We start from the raw sequence: 17,916 nt of genomic DNA on the forward strand, positions 1-17,916 counted from the left end.
CGTATGAGTGCACGTAGGTGCCAACGACCTCACCGCCCGTCGGATGCGGCCCCACCGGAGAAAACGCTGTTCGGCGGGGGTGCCCGAGCTGGGCGGTCATGCTCAGGTCCCGGCCAGCGGCATCGTGGCGGCGACCAGGAGCCCGTTGACCGCGGCCTTCTCCAGGGCGTCCCGGAGCAGGTCCTCGCGCGGCTGCTGGCCGATCGTCCCGGCCGGGGCGGCGAAGACGAGGACCGTCTGCGTCTTGTTGACCGCGGCCCGCCAGCCCTCGGTCACCTGGAGCGGCTGGTGGGCCTGCCACCAGGCGACCGGGTTTCCGCCGCCCGCGCTCGGCTGGAGCACGGCGTGCAGCTGGCCCACCGCCAGCAGCACGGACCAGCCGGGGAGGACCTCGGGGAGTCCATTCAGATCGGCGGGGCGGAAGCCCTGCTCCAGCAGCAGCTGGAGAAATTCGTCACCCCCGCTGCCGTCGGTGCCGGGCCGGGCGACCGGACCGGTCGGTTCGACGACCAGGGCCGGGCGGAGATCGTCCTCGATGAGGACGAGTCCGCTGGTGATGCCGAGGACGGCCTGTTCGGGCATGAGCCCCTCCGTTGTCTTCTGCTCGCTGCCGGTGATGCTGCGCACCGCGCCCTGAAGCTGTTCTTCCGCGACCTTGACGACCTGCGAAGGGATGCACGTCGCGTGGGCGAACGCGAGCACGGCGGTCTCGTCCCCGATGAACAGCACCGTGCTGGTGCGTTCCTGGTCGGAGTCGCCGGGGGTGCGGCAGGAAGTGCAGTCGTAACTGCCGGGGGTGTCGTCGCCGACGAGCAGCCGGTCGGCTTCGTCGTCGCCGATCTCGGCGCGTACGTCCTGGCTGACGTCGAGCATGCGCGGCACGGGTGGCTCCTCGAACTCGGTGCGTGGGCCGGGCGGTTCCCGACTCATGAAGAGACAACGCGGGAGCTGTGGCCGGGGTCACGCACCGGAGCGGACGGAAGTGCGGCACAGGTCGACACATCGGTACGTCGAGGAGTCGACGCACGGGTCGAGCGCCGTCCGTGGCCGCCTGCGGCGCGCCTTCCGGAGGTTTTACCCGGGTGCGGGCAACCTCCCGACATCGTTCCCCGTCAAGCTCGGAGGGAAGTGCCGGTGAACAGACCGGTGAACAGAGGGGAAATCCGCCGGGAAGCGCAGCCTGGCAGACCAGGTCGACCAGGGGGAAAACAGCGACACCATGCATATTTCATTTCTTCTTCACAATGCTTATGGGATCGGGGGAACAATCCGGACGACCTTCACGCTCGCCCGCACGCTCGCCGAACAGCACGACGTCGAGATCGTGTCGGTCTTCCGCCACCGCGAGGCACCCGCCCTCGGCGCACCCGAGGGTGTGACGCTGCGCCACCTCGTGGACCTGCGCAAGAAGAGCGCGGCCTACGACGGGGATGCCGCCGAACACGCGCGGCCCGCCGCGGTGTTCCCGCGCGGCGACAGCCGGCACAAGCAGTACAGCCGGCTCACCGATGCCCGGATCGCCGCCCACCTCCGGGGGATCGAGGCGGACGTCGTCGTCGGGACCCGCCCCGGACTCAACGTCCACCTCAGCCGCCAGACCCGCCGCGGGCCGGTACGCGTGGGGCAGGAGCACCTGACGCTGGACAGCCACAGCTACCGGCTGCGCCGTGAGATCGCCCACCGGTACACCCTGCTCGACGCGCTCACCACGGTCACCCGCGCGGACGCGGACGACTACCGAAGCCGCCTGAAGCTGCCCGGTGTCCGGATCGAGGCCATCCCCAACGCGGTCCCCGAGCCCGCCTGTCCGCCCGCGGGGGGCGACCTGAAGTGGGTCGTCGCGGCGGGCCGACTGACCCGGGTCAAGCGCTACGACCTGCTCGTACGGGCCTTCGCCCAGGTCTCGGCCGCCCGCCCGGACTGGCGGCTGCGGATCTACGGCGGCGGGGACGCGACCGGCGACGAACAGGCCGCCCTGCGCGCACTCATCGACGAACTCGGCCTGCACAACCACGTGTTCCTGATGGGCTCGGCCAACCCGATGGAGGCCGAGTGGCCCAAGGGGTCGATCGCCGCCGTCGCATCGGACCGCGAGTCCTTCGGCATGACCATCGTCGAGGCGATGCGCGGCGGCCTGCCCGTCGTCGCCACCGACTGCCCGCACGGACCGGCCGAGATCATCGAGGACGGCGCCGACGGCCGACTCGTACCGGTGGGCGACCCCGACGCGATCGCCGCCGCGCTGCTCCAGCTGATCGAGAACGACGAACTGCGCCACCGGATGGGCCGCGCGGCGCTCGACGCATCGGCACGCTTCGACCCGGCGCGGATCGCCGAGCGCCACGAGAGCCTGTTCACCGAGCTCGTCGCCCGCGGCGCGCAGGGCCGGGGCCACAGCGCCCTGCGCACCGCGCTGCACCGCACCCGGGGCAGCGTGCTCGACGGGGCGTACGCCCTGCGCTACAAGGCCGCTGACGCACTCCGCAGAGGAAGGGCCGCATGACCGACGCCACCGCCACAGCCGCCGTACGCGCCGACTGCGCCGCCGATCCGGCCGGAGCGCTCACCTTCGACCTGGCCCCCGCGGCCGCCCCCGATCCGGACGCCGTGCTGCTGCTGCGCCGCCGGGGCGCGGCGGGCAGCCGCCCCGGCGGTAAGGTGCGGCTCCCGCTCAGCCGGTCCGGGCCCGGGCGGCGGCTGCGGGCCGTCCTGCCGCCCACCACCGCACTGCCCGAGGGGCGCTGGGACGCTTATGTCGAGGAGCCCGGGGGCGAGGGCACCCGGACCGTCGAGCCGGGACTGCGGGATCTGCGCGCCCTCGTCGACCGCAGCCCGGACACCCGTACCCCCGAGGTCAGCGCCCGGGTCCCCTACCCGACCGCCGACGGCCGGCTCGCCCTGCGCTGCTGGGTCCGCGCCCCGCACGCCGAGGCGGGGGCCATCTCCGTCGGCCCGTCGGGCATGACGGCCGAGGGCGTGCTGTACGGCGTCACGGCGGGGGAGACGGCGGTCGTCGAAGCACGGCTCCCCGGCGAGCCGGAGCGGGTGCACCGCTTCCCGCTCAGCTCGCCGGGCGCGCCGTCCGGCGGCTTCTCCTTCGCTCTGCCGTTCGCCGCGCTGGTCACCGGGCCGGTGCGTGGGGAGCAGCTCTGGCAGCTGTGGCTGGTTCCGGCCGAGCGGGCGGCCGGCGTCAGGATCTCGCGCATCCTCGACGACGTCTGGTCCCGCAACAAGTCCTTCGTCTACCCGGGCCGCGCGGCCGCCGACGGGGTGCTCGCCACACCCTGCTACACCGCCGACAACGATCTCTGCGTACGGCTTGCGTCCTCACCCGCGGCCGGATGAGGGCTTGCGGACACAAGCTGTCCGCAAGCCCTGGCAGACTCTCCCGCATGTTGGAGACCTCGGCACGGCTGCTGCGCCTGCTCTCACTGCTCCAGGCCCACCGCGACTGGTCCGGCGCCGATCTCGCCGACCGGCTCGGCGTCACTCCGCGCACCCTGCGGCGGGACGTCGACAAGCTGCGCGAGCTCGGCTACCCGGTGAACGCCAGCCGGGGCACCGGCGGCGGCTATCAGCTCGGGGCTGGCGCGCAGCTGCCGCCGCTGCTCCTGGACGACGAGGAGGCCGTCGCGGTCGCCGTGGGCCTGCGCACGGCGACCGGCCATGGTGTCGAAGGCATCGGCGAGTCCTCCGTACGGGCGCTCGCCAAGCTTGAGCAGGTGCTGCCGAACCGGTTGCGCCGCCGGGTGAGCGCACTCGGCGCGTTCACCGTGCCGATGGTCCACGGGCCGGACGCCTCCGCCGTCGATCCCGCCGTACTCACCGAGCTGGCGAGCGCCTGCCGGGACGCCGAGCGGCTGCGGTTCGCCTACCGCACCCACGGCGGGGCGGTCTCGCGCCGGACCGTGGAGCCGCACCGGCTCGTCTGCACCGAGCGCCGCTGGTACTTGGTGGCGTGGGACCTGGACCGGGCGGACTGGCGTACCTTCCGGGCGGACCGGATCACCCCCACCCCGCCGCACGGCCCCCGCTTCTCCCCGCGCACCCCGCCCGCCGAAGACCTGGCGGCGTACGTCTCCCGGGGCGTCGCGGTCTCCGCCTACGCGGCCCGGGCGGTCATCCTGCTGAAGGCCCCGCTGGCGGAGGCGGCCCGGCGGGTGTCGCCGTCCGCCGGGGTGCTGGAGGCCGTGGACGCGGACACCTGCCGGCTCACCGCGGGCGCTCCGAATCTTGAGGTGTTGGTGATCCACGTGCTGATGATGGGGATCGATTTCGAGGTCGTCGAACCGCCCGAGCTCACCGAGGTGATGCGGGAGGCCCGGGACCGGCTCACTCGCGCGCTTGGCGGATCGTGAGACTCCGGTCGTGCGCCCTCGTGCGGGAAGCGTGCTCCCGCACGAGAAGTGAGAGAAACGTGAAGAAAAGCGGGTCCCGTTTAAGGAACGGGGAAAATCACGGTGCCCGGTCATTCGGGTGATGCCCCGCCCGGATGGAAAAGAAGAAGGTCATCCCGGTGATTCCGGAGTGCCGTCACGACCTCCGCCACCGGACCGATCCGGGGCGTCGGCCATTTCGTACAGATGCTTCCGGGCGGCCCGTTCGAGTGAAAAGCCACCGGTATACAGGTGTGGGAATCCTGTGACACAAGCGTGACCGCCACGGCATCCGGAGATGCACGGCGTCCCCTCCCGGCCCGGCCTTCCGTCACGGTCCGGGGCCGCCTACGGTGAGGGCATGGCATCTCTACCGACCCCTCCAGCACAGCCGGACGACGCCGCCGATTCGTACGTCGGTCTCGGCGCCGACGCCGCCGAGCAGCAGGCGAGAAGCCGCGGCTGGGACACGGTCCGGGCGGTTCCGCCGGGCACCTTCCTCACCATGGAGTTCCGCCACGGGCGCATCAACTTCCAGGTCGAGGACGGCACCGTGACGCGCTGCTGGGTGGGCTGAACCGCCGCACACCCCTCGACGGCCGAAGGCCCCGACCGTGGTCGGGGCCTTCGGCATGCGGGGGCCGGGCTGTGCGTACCGTCCCCGCGGCAACGGGGCGGGGGCGTTCAGCGGCCCGGCCGCACGGGCTGCGCCGCGTGGGCCCGGGCCCTGCCCCCGGGTGCCGGATGACCGGCGGCAAGGGCCGGATCGATCGCGGCGGCCTCGGTGGCGAGGCCGTCGGCGCCGAGCGACTGGGGGAGCAGCACCGGCTGCGGGCCCTCCTCGGCGACGGGCTCCGGACGGGAGCCGCCGAGGCGCTCGCGCCACCGCCGGCGCATCGCGAAGATCCAGGCCTCGGTCCGCGCGATCAGCGGCTCGAACCAGGGCAGTGCCAGCAGGATCAGCAGCCCGGCCGCCCAGCCCAGCAGGACATCGCTGAGCCAGTGCGTACCGATGTAGACGGTGGTGAGGCCGACGCCCAGCGAGACCGTCGCGGAGAGGGCCGACAGATAGCGCCTGGCACGTGGCGTGGTGGCCAGATAGGCCAGGATTCCCCAGGTCACGACGGCGTTGGCGGTGTGTCCCGAAGGAAATATATCGCCGCCGGCGAACATCTCGGCCGAGCCGATCTGCGTCGCGTAGTGCGGGCCCAGCCGCCCGAGGCCCAGCTTGACCGCGCCCACCGTCACATTGAGCAGCAGCAGGGACGTGCCGAGGACCAGCAGCGGGCGGAGTGTGTGCTGACGCCAGGAGCGCCACCCCAGCCAGCAGGCGACCATCACCGCCGTGGGGCCGCGCTGGCCGAGCACGACGTAGTAGTCGAGGAAGGGGTGCAGTTCGGGCCACTGCTGGTAGGGCCGGAACAGCATGACCTTCCAGTCCAGGGCCACCAGCCAGGAGGTGACCAGGACCGCGAAGACGATGGCGAGATAGAACGCCAACGTCCCGCCGAAGAGGGCGATGCGGTGACGGCTCATCCGCGGTGGCTCTATCTTCGGCGGTTCCGGCTCCCGGTCCAGCCGGGCAAAGATGTCGGTACGCACCCAATCGACGTTACAGCGAGTGAGCGTGCGAGCAGGCCAATCCGGCCGCTTTGTGATGACGATGTGATGTGGACTTTGTCTCAGAACGGCTTCTTTTTCGGGCGCGGAGAAGAATCTCCTTGATCTTGCGGCCAATTGCCCGCGAGTCCCGTTCGGAAGCGTGTTTGATCTCCCGATGAATTGGCTCCGCGGGAACCCGCCGGAATTGATCCCGCCATTCGGGGGGCTGGGCGCACGCCGGGCCGGGGAGCCCCCGTACGGGTCCCGGCGTGGCGTACGACACACTGTGTGGCGGACCGGGGTATGAGGTGGACCACGTGTGACCTCACCGAACTCGCGTACGCTGACGGCGCACTCGCCCGTCGATGCCGGGCCCGAGGTGATCGGCAGGCCCCCAGGGGCGCGCCCCACGTCACCGTCGGTCCGCCGAGCGCGAGGGACTCATCGGGAGGTACGTAGATGTCCGGGACGACCACGGCCGGAGTCCGGCTGCGCCGAGCCGCCGCCGACGCCAATCGCTGGGTCGTCCTCGTGGTCCTCTGCCTCAGTCTCCTGGTCGTCGCACTGGACGCCACCGTGCTCCACGTCGCTGTTCCGGCCGTCACCGAGGACCTGCGCCCGAGCGGCACCGCCCTGCTGTGGATCGTCGACTCCTACCCCCTGGTCTGCGCCTCGCTGCTCATCCTCTTCGGCACGCTGGGTGACCGGATCGGCAGGCGCCGGGTCCTGCTCCTCGGCTACGCGATCTTCGCCATCGCCTCCGCGCTCGCCGCGACGGCCGACACCCCCGGCGTCCTCATAGCGGCCCGCGCCCTGCTCGGCGTCGGCGGCGCGATGATCATGCCCGCCACCCTGTCGATCCTGCGCCAGGTCTTCCCCGACCGCCGGGAGCGGGCGCTCGCGATCGGGGTGTGGACCGCGGTCGCCGCGGTCGGGGCGGCCACCGGGCCGGTCGTCGGCGGCTTCCTGGTCGAGCACTTCTGGTGGGGCTCGGTCTTCCTGATCAACATCCCGCTGATGGCCGTGATCCTGCCGCTGGGCCGCTGGCTGCTGCCCGAGTCGCGCGGCGGCGCCGACGGCCCGTGGGACGTGCTGGGCGCGCTGACCGCCGCCGCCGGAGTGCTCGGGGTCGTCCTCGGTGTCAAGCGCCTCGGCGGCGGCGCGAGCCTCCTCGACCCGGTCGCGCTCGGCCCGCTCGCCCTCGGCCTCGCGCTTCTGATCGTGTTCGTGCGCCGCCAGAAGCGCCGTACGCATCCGCTCATCGACATCACGATGTTCGCCCGCCCGGCCTTCTCCACCGCCGTCGGCTGCATCGTCCTCGCCATGCTGGCCCTGGTCGGCCTTCAGCTGATCGCCGTGCAGTACCTCCAGCTGGTGCTGGGGCTCAGCCCGCTGGAGACCGGGCTGCGGCTGCTGCCGCTGACGTTCGCCGCGATGGCCGCGGGAGCCACCGGCTCGTACACCCTGCGCCGGCTGGGCCCGCGCCGCATGGTGGGCTGGGGCTTCGTCCTCACCGCGTCCTCGGTGCTGCTGCTCACCTCGATGGGCCACCACGACCGGCCCGCCCTGCTGACCTGCGCCTTCGTCCTGCTCGGCTTCGGACTTCAGACGACACTCTTCGGGGCGTACGAGTCGATGCTCAGCGACGCCCCGCCGGAGCGTGCCGGTGGCGCGGCGGCGATCGGCGAGACCTCGTACCAGCTGGGCGCGGGCCTCGGCATCGCCCTGCTCGGCAGTGTCATGAACGCGGCCTACGCCCCCGGCCTCGCCTCCCTGCGCGAGAAGGGCGTCCCCGCCCGGGCGGGCGCCGAGGCCTCCCACTCGCTGGGTGAGGCCTACCAGGTCGCCGCGCAGCTGGGCGGTCCGATGGGCGAGCTGCTGCGCTCCACGGCCCGGCACGCCTTCGTCGGCGGACTCCACATCACGCTCTTCGTCAGCGCAGGGCTGCTGCTGCTCGGCGCGCTCGCCGCGCTGCGGCTGCCGAAGGCCATGGACTGCCCGCCGAAGGAGCCCTGTCTCCGGGCCGGCGCCGATGCCGTCCGGCCGGTCGCCCCGGCCGTCCAGGAGCGCCCGGCCCCGCGTCTGACGCTGCCCGCGCGGCGCGAGCCCGCCGAGGCGGCCGGCTCTGGACGAGCGGCGCACTGAGCCGTAACGTCAGCACGAACGCCCTGACTACCACTGCTAGTTTCCGGAGGGCGGGGGTGTCTCCCGGTCCTCCGAGCACCGTGCGAGCCGCCGGAGGCACCCTCATGTCCAGCACCGAGTCCGCGAAGCCGTCGAAGCTCCCGCCGTTCGACGCATCGGATCCCCTCGGCATCGACGACCTGCTCGGCCCCGACGACCTCGCGATCCGCGACACCGTCCGCACCTGGGCCGCCGACCGCGTCCTGCCGCACATCGCCGAGTGGTACGAGAACGGCGAGCTGCCCGGCATCCGGGAGCTGGCCCGCGAGCTCGGGGCGCTGGGGGCTCTCGGCATGTCGCTGGAGGGCTACGGCTGCGCCGGGGCGAGCGCCGTCCAGTACGGTCTCGCCTGCCTGGAGCTGGAGGCCGCCGACTCCGGGATCCGCTCGCTCGTCTCCGTACAGGGCTCGCTCGCCATGTACGCGATCCACCGTTTCGGCTCCGAGGAGCAGAAGCGGCGGTGGCTGCCCGGCATGGCGTCCGGCGAGATCATCGGCTGCTTCGGCCTGACCGAGCCGGACCACGGCTCCGACCCGGCCGGGATGCGGACGTACGCCAAGCGCGACGGCGAGGACTGGGTGCTCACCGGCCGCAAGATGTGGATCACCAACGGCTCGGTCGCCGGGGTCGCGATCGTCTGGGCGCAGACCGACGAGGGCGACGAGGGCCGGGGCATCCGCGGCTTCGTCGTTCCGACCGGCACCCCCGGCTTCTCCGCCCCGGAGATCCGGCACAAGTGGTCGCTGCGCGCCTCGGTCACCAGCGAACTGGTCATGGACGGGGTCCGGCTGCCCGCCGACGCGGTGCTCCCGGGCGCGAAGGGGCTGCGCGGCCCGCTCAGCTGTCTGAGCCACGCGCGGTACGGCATCGTCTGGGGCGCCATGGGCGCGGCGCGGGCCAGTTTCGAGTCGGCCCTCGACTACGCGAGGAGCCGCGAACAGTTCGGCCGGCCGATCGGCGGCTTCCAGCTCACCCAGGCCAAGCTGGCGGACATGGCCCTGGAGCTGCACAAGGGCATCCTGCTCGCCCACCATCTGGGGAGGCGCATGGACGCGGGACGGCTCCGCCCCGAGCAGGTCAGCTTCGGCAAGCTCAACAACGTGCGGGAGGCCATCGAGATCTGCCGCACCGCGCGCACGATCCTCGGGGCCAACGGGATCTCGCTGGAGTATCCGGTGATGCGGCACGCCACGAATCTGGAGTCGGTGCTCACCTACGAGGGCACCGTGGAGATGCACCAGCTGGTGCTGGGCAAGGCGCTCACCGGTCTCGACGCCTTCCGGTGACCCCGGCACGTCCGAAGGGGCGCGCCGACCGGAGACGCTGACCGGAACTTTCCGGCGAGCGCCCTGCTCAGCTCTGGTTGAAGAAGCCGTCGGTCGTACGGCCGGCGGCTTCACCGGCCACCACCTGGGTGTCGGCTGGGGACAGCAGGAAGACCCGGGTGGCCACCCGGTCGATCGAACCGCGCAGACCGAAGATCAGCCCGGCGGCGAAGTCCACCACGCGCTTGGCGTCGGCGGGGTCCATGGCCGTGAGGTTGACGATCACCGGGACACCGTCCCGGAACAGCTCACCGATGGCCCGGGCGTCCCGGAAGCTGTCCGGGGTCACCGTGGCGATCCGGCGGTCCTGCTCCTCGGCCGCCTCGGCGGCCACCTGCACCCGTGGGTCGGTGACCCAGGCCTGGTTGTTCGTGCCGGTCTCCGCGCCCTCGGCGTACTCGTCGTCGTAGTACCGCTCGTCGTTGTCCTCTACGAGGCCCAGCCAGGCACTCGCCTTGCGCACCGATCCCATGGACGCCTCCTCTCACCGCGGTTCCTTGGTGTTCCGCATCTCTTTCGTATCCCTATGGTCGTCCATGATGCGGATACCGCGCCAAGTGGATAGTCGGCGCGCAGGTGATTCGTGACGGTACTGGTGCAGAAGATGTGGCAGTTCGTCAGGTTTCTGACCGTATAAGGCGGGTTGTGAAAGGAAAATACGATGCTCCGGTCCGTACGGGTGATGGAGGGGACGTACGGGTGAACGGATCGCTCGATACGATGCACGACGCTCCGGTGCACGAGCGGCGCGCACCGGCCGGAACAGCTCGCGGGGGATCGCCGTGTTCGGAATCGTCAGGCCCTGTGCGCACCGGCTCTCCGAGGGGCTCCGGACCGAGTGGATGGCCCATCTCTGCGGTCTCTGCCTGGCCCTGAGGGCGGATCACGGACAGTTCGCCCGGATTGTCACGAACTATGATGGTCTGATCGTCTCGGTCCTGACGGAGGCTCAGGCAGGGCTCACCCCGGCCGGCCGCCGCACCGCGGGCCCCTGCCCGCTGCGTGCCATGCGCACCGCCCCGGTCGCCCGGGGTGAGGGGGCCAGGCTCGCCGCCGCTGTCTCGCTCGTCCTCGCCTCGGCGAAGGTCCGCGACCACGTCGCAGACCGGGACGGGGTGTTGGCCCGCCGCCCGGTCGCCGCCGCCGCGCGCCGGGTGGCCGCGGGCTGGGACCGCGCGGGCGCCCGGACCGGGGCCGCACTCGGCTTCGACACCGCCCTCCTGGTCGACGCGGTCGACCGGCAGACCGGGATCGAGACGCTCGCCGGGCCCGGCACCCCGCTGCTGACGGTCACCGAACCCACCGAGACGGCCACCGCCGCAGCCTTCGCCCACACCGCCCACCTCGCGGGCAAGCCGCAGAACGCCGCGCCGCTCGCGGAGGCGGGCAGGCTCTTCGGGCGGCTCGCGCATCTGCTGGACGCCGTGGAGGACCGGGAAGCTGACGCCGCGTCGGGCGCCTGGAACCCCCTCACCGTGACCGGCACCCCGCTCACCGAGGCGCGCCGGCTGTGTGACGACGCGCTGCACGGCGTACGGCTCGCGCTGCGCGAGGTGGAGTTCGTGGACGGCAAGCTCGTCCACGTGCTGCTCGCGCACGAACTGCGGCGCTCGGTCGACCGGGCGTTCGGCTCCCCGTCCTGCTCGCACCGGCAGCCCGGGGAGGGCCGGGGGCCGCTGACCCCGGACGGCGCCTTCGGGTCGCCGCCGGGTCATCCGTACGCTCCTGGGGGCCCGGGCTCCCCGCCGCCCCCGCCGCAGCCGCCCCGTGACCGGCGCGGGCTGATCGGCGGGTGCCTGGTGTGGGCCGGACTCGCCTGCACCTGCCAGATGTGCTGCGGGACCTTCGAGGACCCCTGGAGCCGGGAGCGGCGGGAGGGGCTGTGCAGCAGCTGCGGCGACTGCTGCGAGGTGTGCGACTGCTGCGGCCAGTGCGGCGAGGGCTGCTGCTGTTGCGGCGAATCCTGCGGCTGCGACTGCTGAGGCGGCGTCAGGTCGCGCCGGGTCACCTCAGGGGCTCCCCGCTGCGGTCGCACCTCGGCCCCGCCGAGCCGTATGGAAAGGTTGAGCGCATGAGCACGGACGCGACGCAGCAGGAGCAGGTTGGCGGCCCGGACGCCGCGCGGGACTGGCAGCGGTGGCACGCGGGGCGCGTCGTCGCGGTCGCCGCCCCGTACGGCCCTCTCTCCCTGACCGGAACCCACTGGCTCTCCGACTACCCGGAAGGGCGAATTCCGGCCGTCCCGGGTCACTGGCGCGAGGACGGCGACGAGGTGGTCCTCACGGCCACCGCGGACGACGGCATCGTTGTCGACGGCAGGCCGCTGACCGGCGAGGTCCGGCTCGGCGCGGACCGCGGCCCCATCGACGACTCCCGGGTGACGCAGGGGGTCCGGCGGCTGGTTGTGCTCCGCCGCGAAGGGCTCTGGGCGGTAAGGGACTTCGACCCGGACTCGCCGGCCCGGCACGCCTTCTCGACCATTGAGGCCACCCCGTACGACCCCCGCTGGGCGCTGCCCGGCACCTTCCGTCCGTACGACGGTGACCGGACCCTGCGGGTGGCCAACGCCGACGGGGTCGAGCGGGGGCTCGGGCTCGGCGGGGAGCTCGCCTTCACGGTGGACGGGGACGAGCACACGCTCCAGGTGGCGGTCGAGCCCGACGGTTCCCTGTGGGCCGTCTTCGCCGACGCCACCAGCGGAAACGGCAGCTACCGCTTCCGTTTCCTGCGCCCCGGCGCACCGGACGGGGACGGCGGCGTGCAGGTCGACTTCAACCGTGCCCTGCTGCCGCCCTGTGCCTTTGCCGATCACTTCATCTGCCCCTTCCCGCCCCCGGGCAACACGCTCACCGTGGCGGTCCCGGCAGGGGAGCGGAACCGCGTCGACGCCTGACCCGCGAGACGTCCCTCCGGCCCCGGCAGCCCCACGGCTTCCGGGGCCGGATACGTGTGGGGCCCGCGTGGCCGAAAGGCATGCTTGCGCCGCCTGTCCGGCCCCCTCGATACTCCCGTCAGCGATTGTCAGGGGCACGGCAACTCCGGAATCCGGGCAGGCCCCCGACTGCGCCTCACGGGCCCACCACCCCACAGGAGGGCCCCCGATTCCCCTCGGAGGAACCCGAAGTGAGGATCAAGCGCACCAGCAACCGCTCCAGCGTGACGAGAGGCGTCCGTACCACGGCCGTCCTCGCGGGGCTCGCCGCCGTCGCGGCCATGGCCATCCCCACCGCGAACGCCGAAACCCCCCGTACGTTCAGCGCCAACCAGCTGACCGCGGCGAGTGACGCCGTGCTCGGCGCCGACATCGCGGGCACCGCCTGGAACATCGACCCGCGGACCAAGCGCCTCCTCGTCACCGTGGACAGCACGGTCACACAGGACGAGATCAACCGGATCAAGAAGGCGGCCGGCGCCAACGCCTCCGCCCTCACGATCGAGCGCACGCCCGGGAAGTTCACCAAACTGATCTCCGGCGGCGACGCGATCTACTCCAGCACCGGACGCTGCTCCCTCGGCTTCAACGTCCGCAGGGGCGGTACCTACTACTTCCTGACCGCCGGTCACTGCACCAACGGGACGGGCACCTGGTGGGCCAACTCCGCCCGCACCACCGTGCTCGGCACGACCGCCGCGTCCAGCTTCCCGAACAACGACTACGGCATCGTGCGCTACACCAACACCACCATTCCCAAGAACGGCACGGTCGGCGGCCAGGACATCACCAGCGCCGCCAACGCCACCGTCGGGATGGCCGTCACCCGCCGAGGCTCCACGACCGGCACCCACAGCGGATCGGTCACCGGACTCAACGCCACCGTCAACTACGGCGGCGGCGACGTCGTCTACGGCATGATCCGCACCAACGTGTGCGCCGAGCCCGGCGACTCGGGCGGCCCGCTCTACTCCGGCACCCGGGCGATCGGTCTCACCTCCGGCGGCAGCGGCAACTGCTCATTCGGGGGCACGACCTTCTTCCAGCCGGTCGTCGAAGCCCTGAACGCGTACGGCGTGAGCGTGTACTGACCGGCGCACCGGGCCGCGCCCGGAGCCGTATCCGTACATACGAGCCCCCGTCCGGAATTCCGGACGGGGGCTCCCGCTCGTCGGGGAGCTCTTGAGAGGATGGCGCCACGACGGCATCAGGGGGTAGCAGGTCCGTGAATCGCATCGGTGTGACCGGTCACCGCTCCATCCCCGCCGAGGCCGAGGCCCATGTGCTCGCGGGGCTGCGGGCCGAGCTGTGCGGCCTCGACGGCGCGACCGAGGCGCTCTCCAGCCTGGCGGTCGGCGCCGACCAGCTCTTCGCCGACCTGGCCCTGGCCTGCGGGGCCAAGCTGACGGCGGTGATTCCCAGCGGCGACTACGAGGCCTGCTTCGAGAACGCCGTCGACCTGGCCCGCTACCGGGGGCTCAGGGCGCGCGCGGCCCAGGAGGTCCGGCTGGACTTCCCCCACTCCACGGACGAGGCGTACTACGCGGCGGGCGCCTACATCGCCGACCACTGCGACCGGCTGCTGGCCGTCTGGGACGGCCGCCCGGCCCGTGGCCTCGGCGGGACGGGCGACATCGTGACATACGCCCGCGCCCTGGGCCGCCCGGTCACCGTCATCTGGCGCGACGGGGTACTGCGCACCTGAGCCCCCGCCGGTTCCGCCCGGCTCATACCCGGTGTCTGACCAGCCAGTCGGTGTGTTCGGGCGAGACGATCCGCTCGGTCTCGAACACCGCGGCGGGCCACTGCCGCTCGGTGAGGGTGGTCTCCATCGCGGCCTGCATCGACTCCAGGTCCTGCTCCACCAGCGAATGAGCCGAGATCAGCGGATGGTGACGGCGCATCTCGTTCCAGGCGAGGCAGGCGGCGGCGGCCGCGGACAGCACCCCGGTCAGCCCGAAGGCGCGCCCCACTCCGAAGGTCTGGAGCAGGCTGAGCGCCAGCGCCGGGAGGGTCAGGGCGACGACGGCCCCCGACCACAGGAGGGCCCCGCGCCGCGAGACCTGCTGACGTCTGCGGTACCAGCGCCGCTGTTCGATGAGCCGGTCCCGTACATATGTTTCCTTGCGGACGGTGTAGGCCTTGTTCCGCAAGGTGCGCATCGATTCCGTAATGAGGCCGCCGCCGGAATCCACCAGCTCCTCGCGAGGGTCCGCCCAGCCCACTTTCCGCAGTTCCTGAAGGCCTTCTTCGAGACGATTGGCGAACAGGGCTTCGGGGTGTTCGGCCGAGCTGTCGAAGGGCGAGCCGTGGACCGCGTATCGCCAGCAGTTGGACTTGATGAACTCGGCCGCCGAGCGATTCAGTTGCCAGTGCGACTTTGCTTTGCGGTGGGAGGCGAGGAAGGTCGCGATCAGGACACCGAGGTACGCCAACGCCGCTGCTGCGTCGAGGAGTTGGAACGATCCTCCGAGTTGGACCTGCCACGGCAGGGCCGCGGGCACGGCTCCCGCGGCGAGCAGGGCCAGCTGTCCGCGGGTGGTGTTCACGGCCTCGCGCTGACGGGCGACGGCGATGGCGTCCGTGTGATGGAACAGGACGGGCAGGTCGGCGTTCCTGAAGACCATGCTCTGCAGGGGTCCCGGAATCGCCGTCATGATCGCTCCTTTGTCCCGTACCGTTTTTCCCGCATGACGGAATGAAATGTTCCGATCCATTTGGAGCAGCCGCGCGTTCACCGGAGGTTGTGCCCGCGCGCAAGAGTTGCGCGCGCGGGGTATGAGAGTAAAGTCGTGCCGCCGGACACTGCAATGGTGCAGTTGCCGGTGCTCATTCCGTGTCCGGAACGAACCCATCAAGGACGGCCGTGAAGACCTACGAATCCTCTCCCTCCTTCGCTGTTGCGAAGAAGAGTCGTGTTCCACTCGCGAAGATCGAGGCTTCGGACAGCGCTGCCGCGCTGAAGCTCGGGCGCGTGTTCGCATCGACGACCGGTCGTTCCACGCGGACCGCCACCTTCAACTCCGCGCTGTAGGCGACTCACCAGCGATACCCGCCAGCTGGTATGACGAGGTGTCAGCAGCTGGCTAGACTGGTGAAATGACAGGACCCGCGGTGCCATTCCGCGAAATCGTTCTGAAGGTTCACAGCAGGTGCGATCTCGCCTGCGACCATTGCTATGTCTATGAACACGCGGATCAGAGCTGGCGAACCAGGCCGAAGGTTATCTCTGACCACGTCATTCGCCGGACGGCCCAGCGCCTCGCTGAGCACGCCGGGACTCATGCACTGCCCTCCGTGACAGTGATCCTGCACGGAGGGGAGCCTCTGCTCGCCGGTCCCGCACGGCTGCGGACCGTCTGCGAGGAGTTCGGCTCCGCGCTCGCGGGCATCGCCGACCTGGATCTACGCATCCACACCAACGGCCTCCAGCTCAGCCCCCGCTATCTGGACCTCTTCGACGAGTTCGGCGTCAAGGTCGGCATCTCGCTGGACGGCGACAAGGCCGCCAACGACCGCCACCGCCGCTACGCCGACGGGCGCAGCAGCCACCCCCTGGTCCTCAAGGCCGTGGAGCTGCTCGGCCAGGACCGCTACCGCCATCTCAACCTCGGCCTCCTGTGCACCATCGACATCGAGAACGACCCCGTCGCGGTCCTGGACGCCCTGACCGAACTCGAACCGCCGCTGGTCGACTTCCTCCTCCCGCACGCCACCTGGGACGAGCCGCCGCCCCGCCCGGACGGATCGCCCACCGCGTACGCCACCTGGCTCCTCGCGGTCTTCGACCGCTGGCAGGAACAGGGGCGACCGGTTCCGGTCCGCCTCTTCTCCTCGGTGCTCTCCACCCTCGGCGGCGGCCCCAGCCTCACCGAATCCCTGGGCCTGGCCCCCACCGACCTCGTCGTCGTCGAGACGGACGGCCAGCTGGAGCAGGTCGACTCGCTCAAGAGCGCCTACGAGGGCGCGGCCGCCACCGGCTTCGACGTCTTCACCCACTCCTTGGACGAGGTCGCCGACCACCCGGGAGTCCGGGCCCGGCAGCTCGGCCTGGCCGGGGTCGGCGAGGCCTGCCGCCGGTGCCCCGTCGTACGTTCGTGCGGCGGCGGGCTCTACACCCACCGCTACCGCTCGGCGAGCGGCGGCTTCGACAACCCCTCCGTCTACTGCGCCGACCTGGAGGCGCTCGTCCGGGGCATCCAGCAGCGCACCGAGTCGGCCACCGTCTCCCCGGCGCTGGGCGACCCGGCGGACCTGGCCGCCGCCCAGCAGGATCTGACCCGCACTCTGCTCGCCCTGCTGCACGCCGATCTCGACGGCCGCGCGGGGCAGGAGTGGGACGAGGCCTGGGCGATCGCGGCCGAGGCCGAGTCCTGCGAGTCGGGTGCCGCCGCCCTCGACGAGGTCCTGGCCCACCCGTATGCGCGCACCTGGCTGCTGGACGTGCTCGAAGGGCTGCGCGCCGGGAGCCCGGAGGCCGTCGGCGCCGCGCTGCGGCTCTCCGCCCAGGTCGCGGCGGCGGCCGTACGGGGGGGTCTCGACCTGGCCGTCCCCGTCACGTACCGCGCCGGACGCATCGCCCTGCCCACCCTCGGCGAGCTGCGGCTCGGTGGCCCCGGGGAGAGCGGCCGCGTCTCGGTGCGCGCCACCGGCGACGGGTTCGAGGTCCGGAGCGGGGACGGCACCCGCCGCGCGATCGCGCTGGACGGCAGGGACGCCCCCGGCTGGCGCCCGGTCCGACGGCTCGCGGCCGCCGGTGCCCCCGCGTTCCTGCTCGACGACCTCGACCCGTACCGCGACTGCTTCACCGCACCCGCCGCACCGCGCCTCGCGCCGGACGCGGCGGACCGGTGGGCCGCGGTCATCGGCCGGGCGTGGGCGCTGCTGGCGGAGGCCGCCCCGGAGCAGGCCGCGGCCGCGGCGGCCGGTCTGACGACGCTGACACCGGTGCAGCCGCCCGTGCCGTGCGGGCCGGGGCGGCAGGAGGGGCGGCCGCACGGCTACGGGGCGCTCGGCCTGCCGGTGACGGGGGGCGCGGAGGAGCTGGCGCTCGCGTTGCTGCGGGGCCACCGGCGTACGGGACTGCGGGCCCTGCTCGACGTCACGGACCTCTACGCCTCGGACGGGGCCTGGGCCCATCGGTCGCCCTGGCAGGAAGAGGAGGTCCCGTTCTCCCGGCTGCTGGCCGACGCCTATGAGCGCGTGGGGCTCGCCGCGCTGGACCCCCGCTTCCTCCGGGGGGTGCCCGAAGCGCTCGACCTCCTCGAAGGGGCGGCCGAGCCGACGGTGGACGGGCTGCGGCTGCTGGATCTCCTGCGCAAGGAGGCGAGCGGGGCGGTGCACCGGGGGAGTGGCGCGGTACACACGGGGACAAGCAGGGATAAGCACCCCAGGATTACTTTCGATCAAGAAAGACTCTGACGAAACCTGGGTATGAATGACTGGAAAGCGGCGTTGAATGACTGAACGTCAGGGGGGTGGAACAAGGTCCACTCCG

The 17,916-nt window shown here is 71.9% G+C and carries 15 protein-coding genes and 1 pseudogene; 12 read left to right on the plus strand and 4 right to left on the minus strand.

Annotated features, from left to right (window positions below):
• Positions 1-102 precede the first annotated feature (102 nt).
• Complete coding sequence (locus CIB93_RS17240; protein ID WP_096627756.1) at positions 103-882, minus strand: hypothetical protein; 780 nt, start codon at positions 880-882, stop codon at positions 103-105.
• A gap of 337 nt (positions 883-1,219) precedes the next feature.
• Here CIB93_RS17240 and CIB93_RS17245 point away from each other — a divergent pair, with 337 nt between their 5' ends.
• The 4 genes from CIB93_RS17245 (at position 1,220) to CIB93_RS17260 (ending at position 4,953) form a co-directional block, all read left to right on the plus strand.
• Positions 1,220-2,503, plus strand: coding sequence for a glycosyltransferase family 4 protein (locus CIB93_RS17245; protein WP_096627758.1), 1,284 nt, complete (start codon positions 1,220-1,222; stop codon positions 2,501-2,503).
• Positions 2,500-3,345 (plus strand): transferase, encoded by an 846-nt coding sequence (locus CIB93_RS17250; RefSeq protein ID WP_096627760.1) that lies wholly within the window; start codon positions 2,500-2,502, stop codon positions 3,343-3,345. The genes CIB93_RS17245 and CIB93_RS17250 overlap by 4 nt, the downstream gene beginning before the upstream one ends.
• 47 nt (positions 3,346-3,392) lie before the next feature.
• The gene (locus CIB93_RS17255; protein ID WP_096627761.1) at positions 3,393-4,358 is read left to right on the plus strand and encodes a YafY family protein; all 966 of its coding nucleotides are present in this window, start codon (positions 3,393-3,395) and stop codon (positions 4,356-4,358) included.
• Positions 4,359-4,737: 379 nt separating this feature from the next.
• A complete protein-coding gene (locus CIB93_RS17260) occupies positions 4,738-4,953 on the plus strand; it encodes an I78 family peptidase inhibitor (RefSeq protein ID WP_096627879.1) in 216 nt (71 codons plus the stop codon).
• Here CIB93_RS17260 and CIB93_RS17265 read toward each other — a convergent pair.
• Positions 4,904-5,978: pseudogene (locus tag CIB93_RS17265) on the minus strand (phosphatase PAP2 family protein). The gene CIB93_RS17260 and the pseudogene CIB93_RS17265 sit on opposite strands and share 50 nt — an antisense overlap.
• A gap of 459 nt (positions 5,979-6,437) precedes the next feature.
• Here CIB93_RS17265 and CIB93_RS17270 point away from each other — a divergent pair.
• Positions 6,438-8,123, plus strand: coding sequence for an MFS transporter (locus tag CIB93_RS17270; protein ID WP_096627763.1), 1,686 nt, complete (start codon positions 6,438-6,440; stop codon positions 8,121-8,123).
• A 104-nt stretch (positions 8,124-8,227) separates the two neighbouring features.
• A complete protein-coding gene (locus CIB93_RS17275) occupies positions 8,228-9,448 on the plus strand; it encodes an acyl-CoA dehydrogenase family protein (RefSeq protein WP_096627764.1) in 1,221 nt (406 codons plus the stop codon).
• A gap of 67 nt (positions 9,449-9,515) precedes the next feature.
• Here the strand turns inward: CIB93_RS17275 and CIB93_RS17280 are convergent, their stop codons facing one another.
• A complete protein-coding gene (locus CIB93_RS17280; RefSeq protein ID WP_096627766.1) occupies positions 9,516-9,959 on the minus strand; it encodes a cell division protein SepF in 444 nt (147 codons plus the stop codon).
• A 310-nt stretch (positions 9,960-10,269) separates the two neighbouring features.
• On the opposite strand from CIB93_RS17280, the gene CIB93_RS17285 reads away from it, so the two are divergent.
• The 4 genes from CIB93_RS17285 to CIB93_RS17300 all read left to right on the plus strand — a co-directional run bounded on the left by CIB93_RS17285 (position 10,270) and on the right by CIB93_RS17300 (position 14,124).
• On the plus strand, positions 10,270-11,469 hold the full coding sequence (locus tag CIB93_RS17285) for a DUF5685 family protein (RefSeq protein WP_096627767.1): 1,200 nt from the start codon (positions 10,270-10,272) through the stop codon (positions 11,467-11,469).
• 89 nt (positions 11,470-11,558) lie between these two features.
• Positions 11,559-12,380: a DUF1684 domain-containing protein gene (locus CIB93_RS17290; protein ID WP_096627769.1), complete on the plus strand. Its 822-nt coding sequence runs from the start codon at positions 11,559-11,561 to the stop codon at positions 12,378-12,380.
• Positions 12,381-12,610: 230 nt separating this feature from the next.
• Positions 12,611-13,510, plus strand: a complete 900-nt coding sequence (locus CIB93_RS17295; RefSeq protein ID WP_096627770.1) for a S1 family peptidase — start codon at positions 12,611-12,613, stop codon at positions 13,508-13,510.
• 134 nt (positions 13,511-13,644) lie between these two features.
• Complete coding sequence (locus tag CIB93_RS17300) at positions 13,645-14,124, plus strand: hypothetical protein (RefSeq protein ID WP_096627772.1); 480 nt, start codon at positions 13,645-13,647, stop codon at positions 14,122-14,124.
• Between the two features lie 22 nt (positions 14,125-14,146).
• Here the strand turns inward: CIB93_RS17300 and CIB93_RS17305 are convergent, their stop codons facing one another.
• Positions 14,147-15,076 (minus strand): DUF4231 domain-containing protein, encoded by a 930-nt coding sequence (locus tag CIB93_RS17305; RefSeq protein WP_096627774.1) that lies wholly within the window; start codon positions 15,074-15,076, stop codon positions 14,147-14,149.
• A gap of 209 nt (positions 15,077-15,285) precedes the next feature.
• Between CIB93_RS17305 and fxsA the strand changes: the two genes are divergently transcribed.
• Both fxsA and fxsB read left to right on the plus strand, forming a co-directional pair.
• On the plus strand, positions 15,286-15,453 hold the full coding sequence (fxsA, locus tag CIB93_RS17310; RefSeq protein WP_096627775.1) for an FxSxx-COOH cyclophane-containing RiPP peptide: 168 nt from the start codon (positions 15,286-15,288) through the stop codon (positions 15,451-15,453).
• Positions 15,454-15,518: 65 nt separating this feature from the next.
• A complete protein-coding gene (gene fxsB / locus CIB93_RS17315) occupies positions 15,519-17,840 on the plus strand; it encodes a radical SAM/SPASM protein FxsB, inactivated metallohydrolase extension form (protein WP_096627777.1) in 2,322 nt (773 codons plus the stop codon).
• The last annotated feature ends 76 nt before the right edge of the window (positions 17,841-17,916 follow it).

The organism is Streptomyces sp. WZ.A104, assembly GCF_002382885.1.
In the GTDB taxonomy this organism is placed as follows: domain Bacteria; phylum Actinomycetota; class Actinomycetes; order Streptomycetales; family Streptomycetaceae; genus Streptomyces.

What these genes read in the sequence shown, in the direction of transcription:
- CIB93_RS17305 (WP_096627774.1), bottom strand. Translation starts at nt 15,076, where the DNA reads ATGACGGCGATTCCGGGACCCCTGCAGAGCATGGTCTTCAGGAACGCC.
- CIB93_RS17270 (WP_096627763.1), top strand. Translation starts at nt 6,438, where the DNA reads ATGTCCGGGACGACCACGGCCGGAGTCCGGCTGCGCCGAGCCGCCGCC.
- CIB93_RS17245 (WP_096627758.1), top strand. Translation starts at nt 1,220, where the DNA reads ATGCATATTTCATTTCTTCTTCACAATGCTTATGGGATCGGGGGAACA.
- CIB93_RS17275 (WP_096627764.1), top strand. Translation starts at nt 8,228, where the DNA reads ATGTCCAGCACCGAGTCCGCGAAGCCGTCGAAGCTCCCGCCGTTCGAC.
- CIB93_RS17280 (WP_096627766.1), bottom strand. Translation starts at nt 9,959, where the DNA reads ATGGGATCGGTGCGCAAGGCGAGTGCCTGGCTGGGCCTCGTAGAGGAC.
- CIB93_RS17250 (WP_096627760.1), top strand. Translation starts at nt 2,500, where the DNA reads ATGACCGACGCCACCGCCACAGCCGCCGTACGCGCCGACTGCGCCGCC.
- CIB93_RS17260 (WP_096627879.1), top strand. Translation starts at nt 4,738, where the DNA reads ATGGCATCTCTACCGACCCCTCCAGCACAGCCGGACGACGCCGCCGAT.
- fxsB (WP_096627777.1), top strand. Translation starts at nt 15,519, where the DNA reads ATGACAGGACCCGCGGTGCCATTCCGCGAAATCGTTCTGAAGGTTCAC.
- CIB93_RS17255 (WP_096627761.1), top strand. Translation starts at nt 3,393, where the DNA reads ATGTTGGAGACCTCGGCACGGCTGCTGCGCCTGCTCTCACTGCTCCAG.
- CIB93_RS17290 (WP_096627769.1), top strand. Translation starts at nt 11,559, where the DNA reads ATGAGCACGGACGCGACGCAGCAGGAGCAGGTTGGCGGCCCGGACGCC.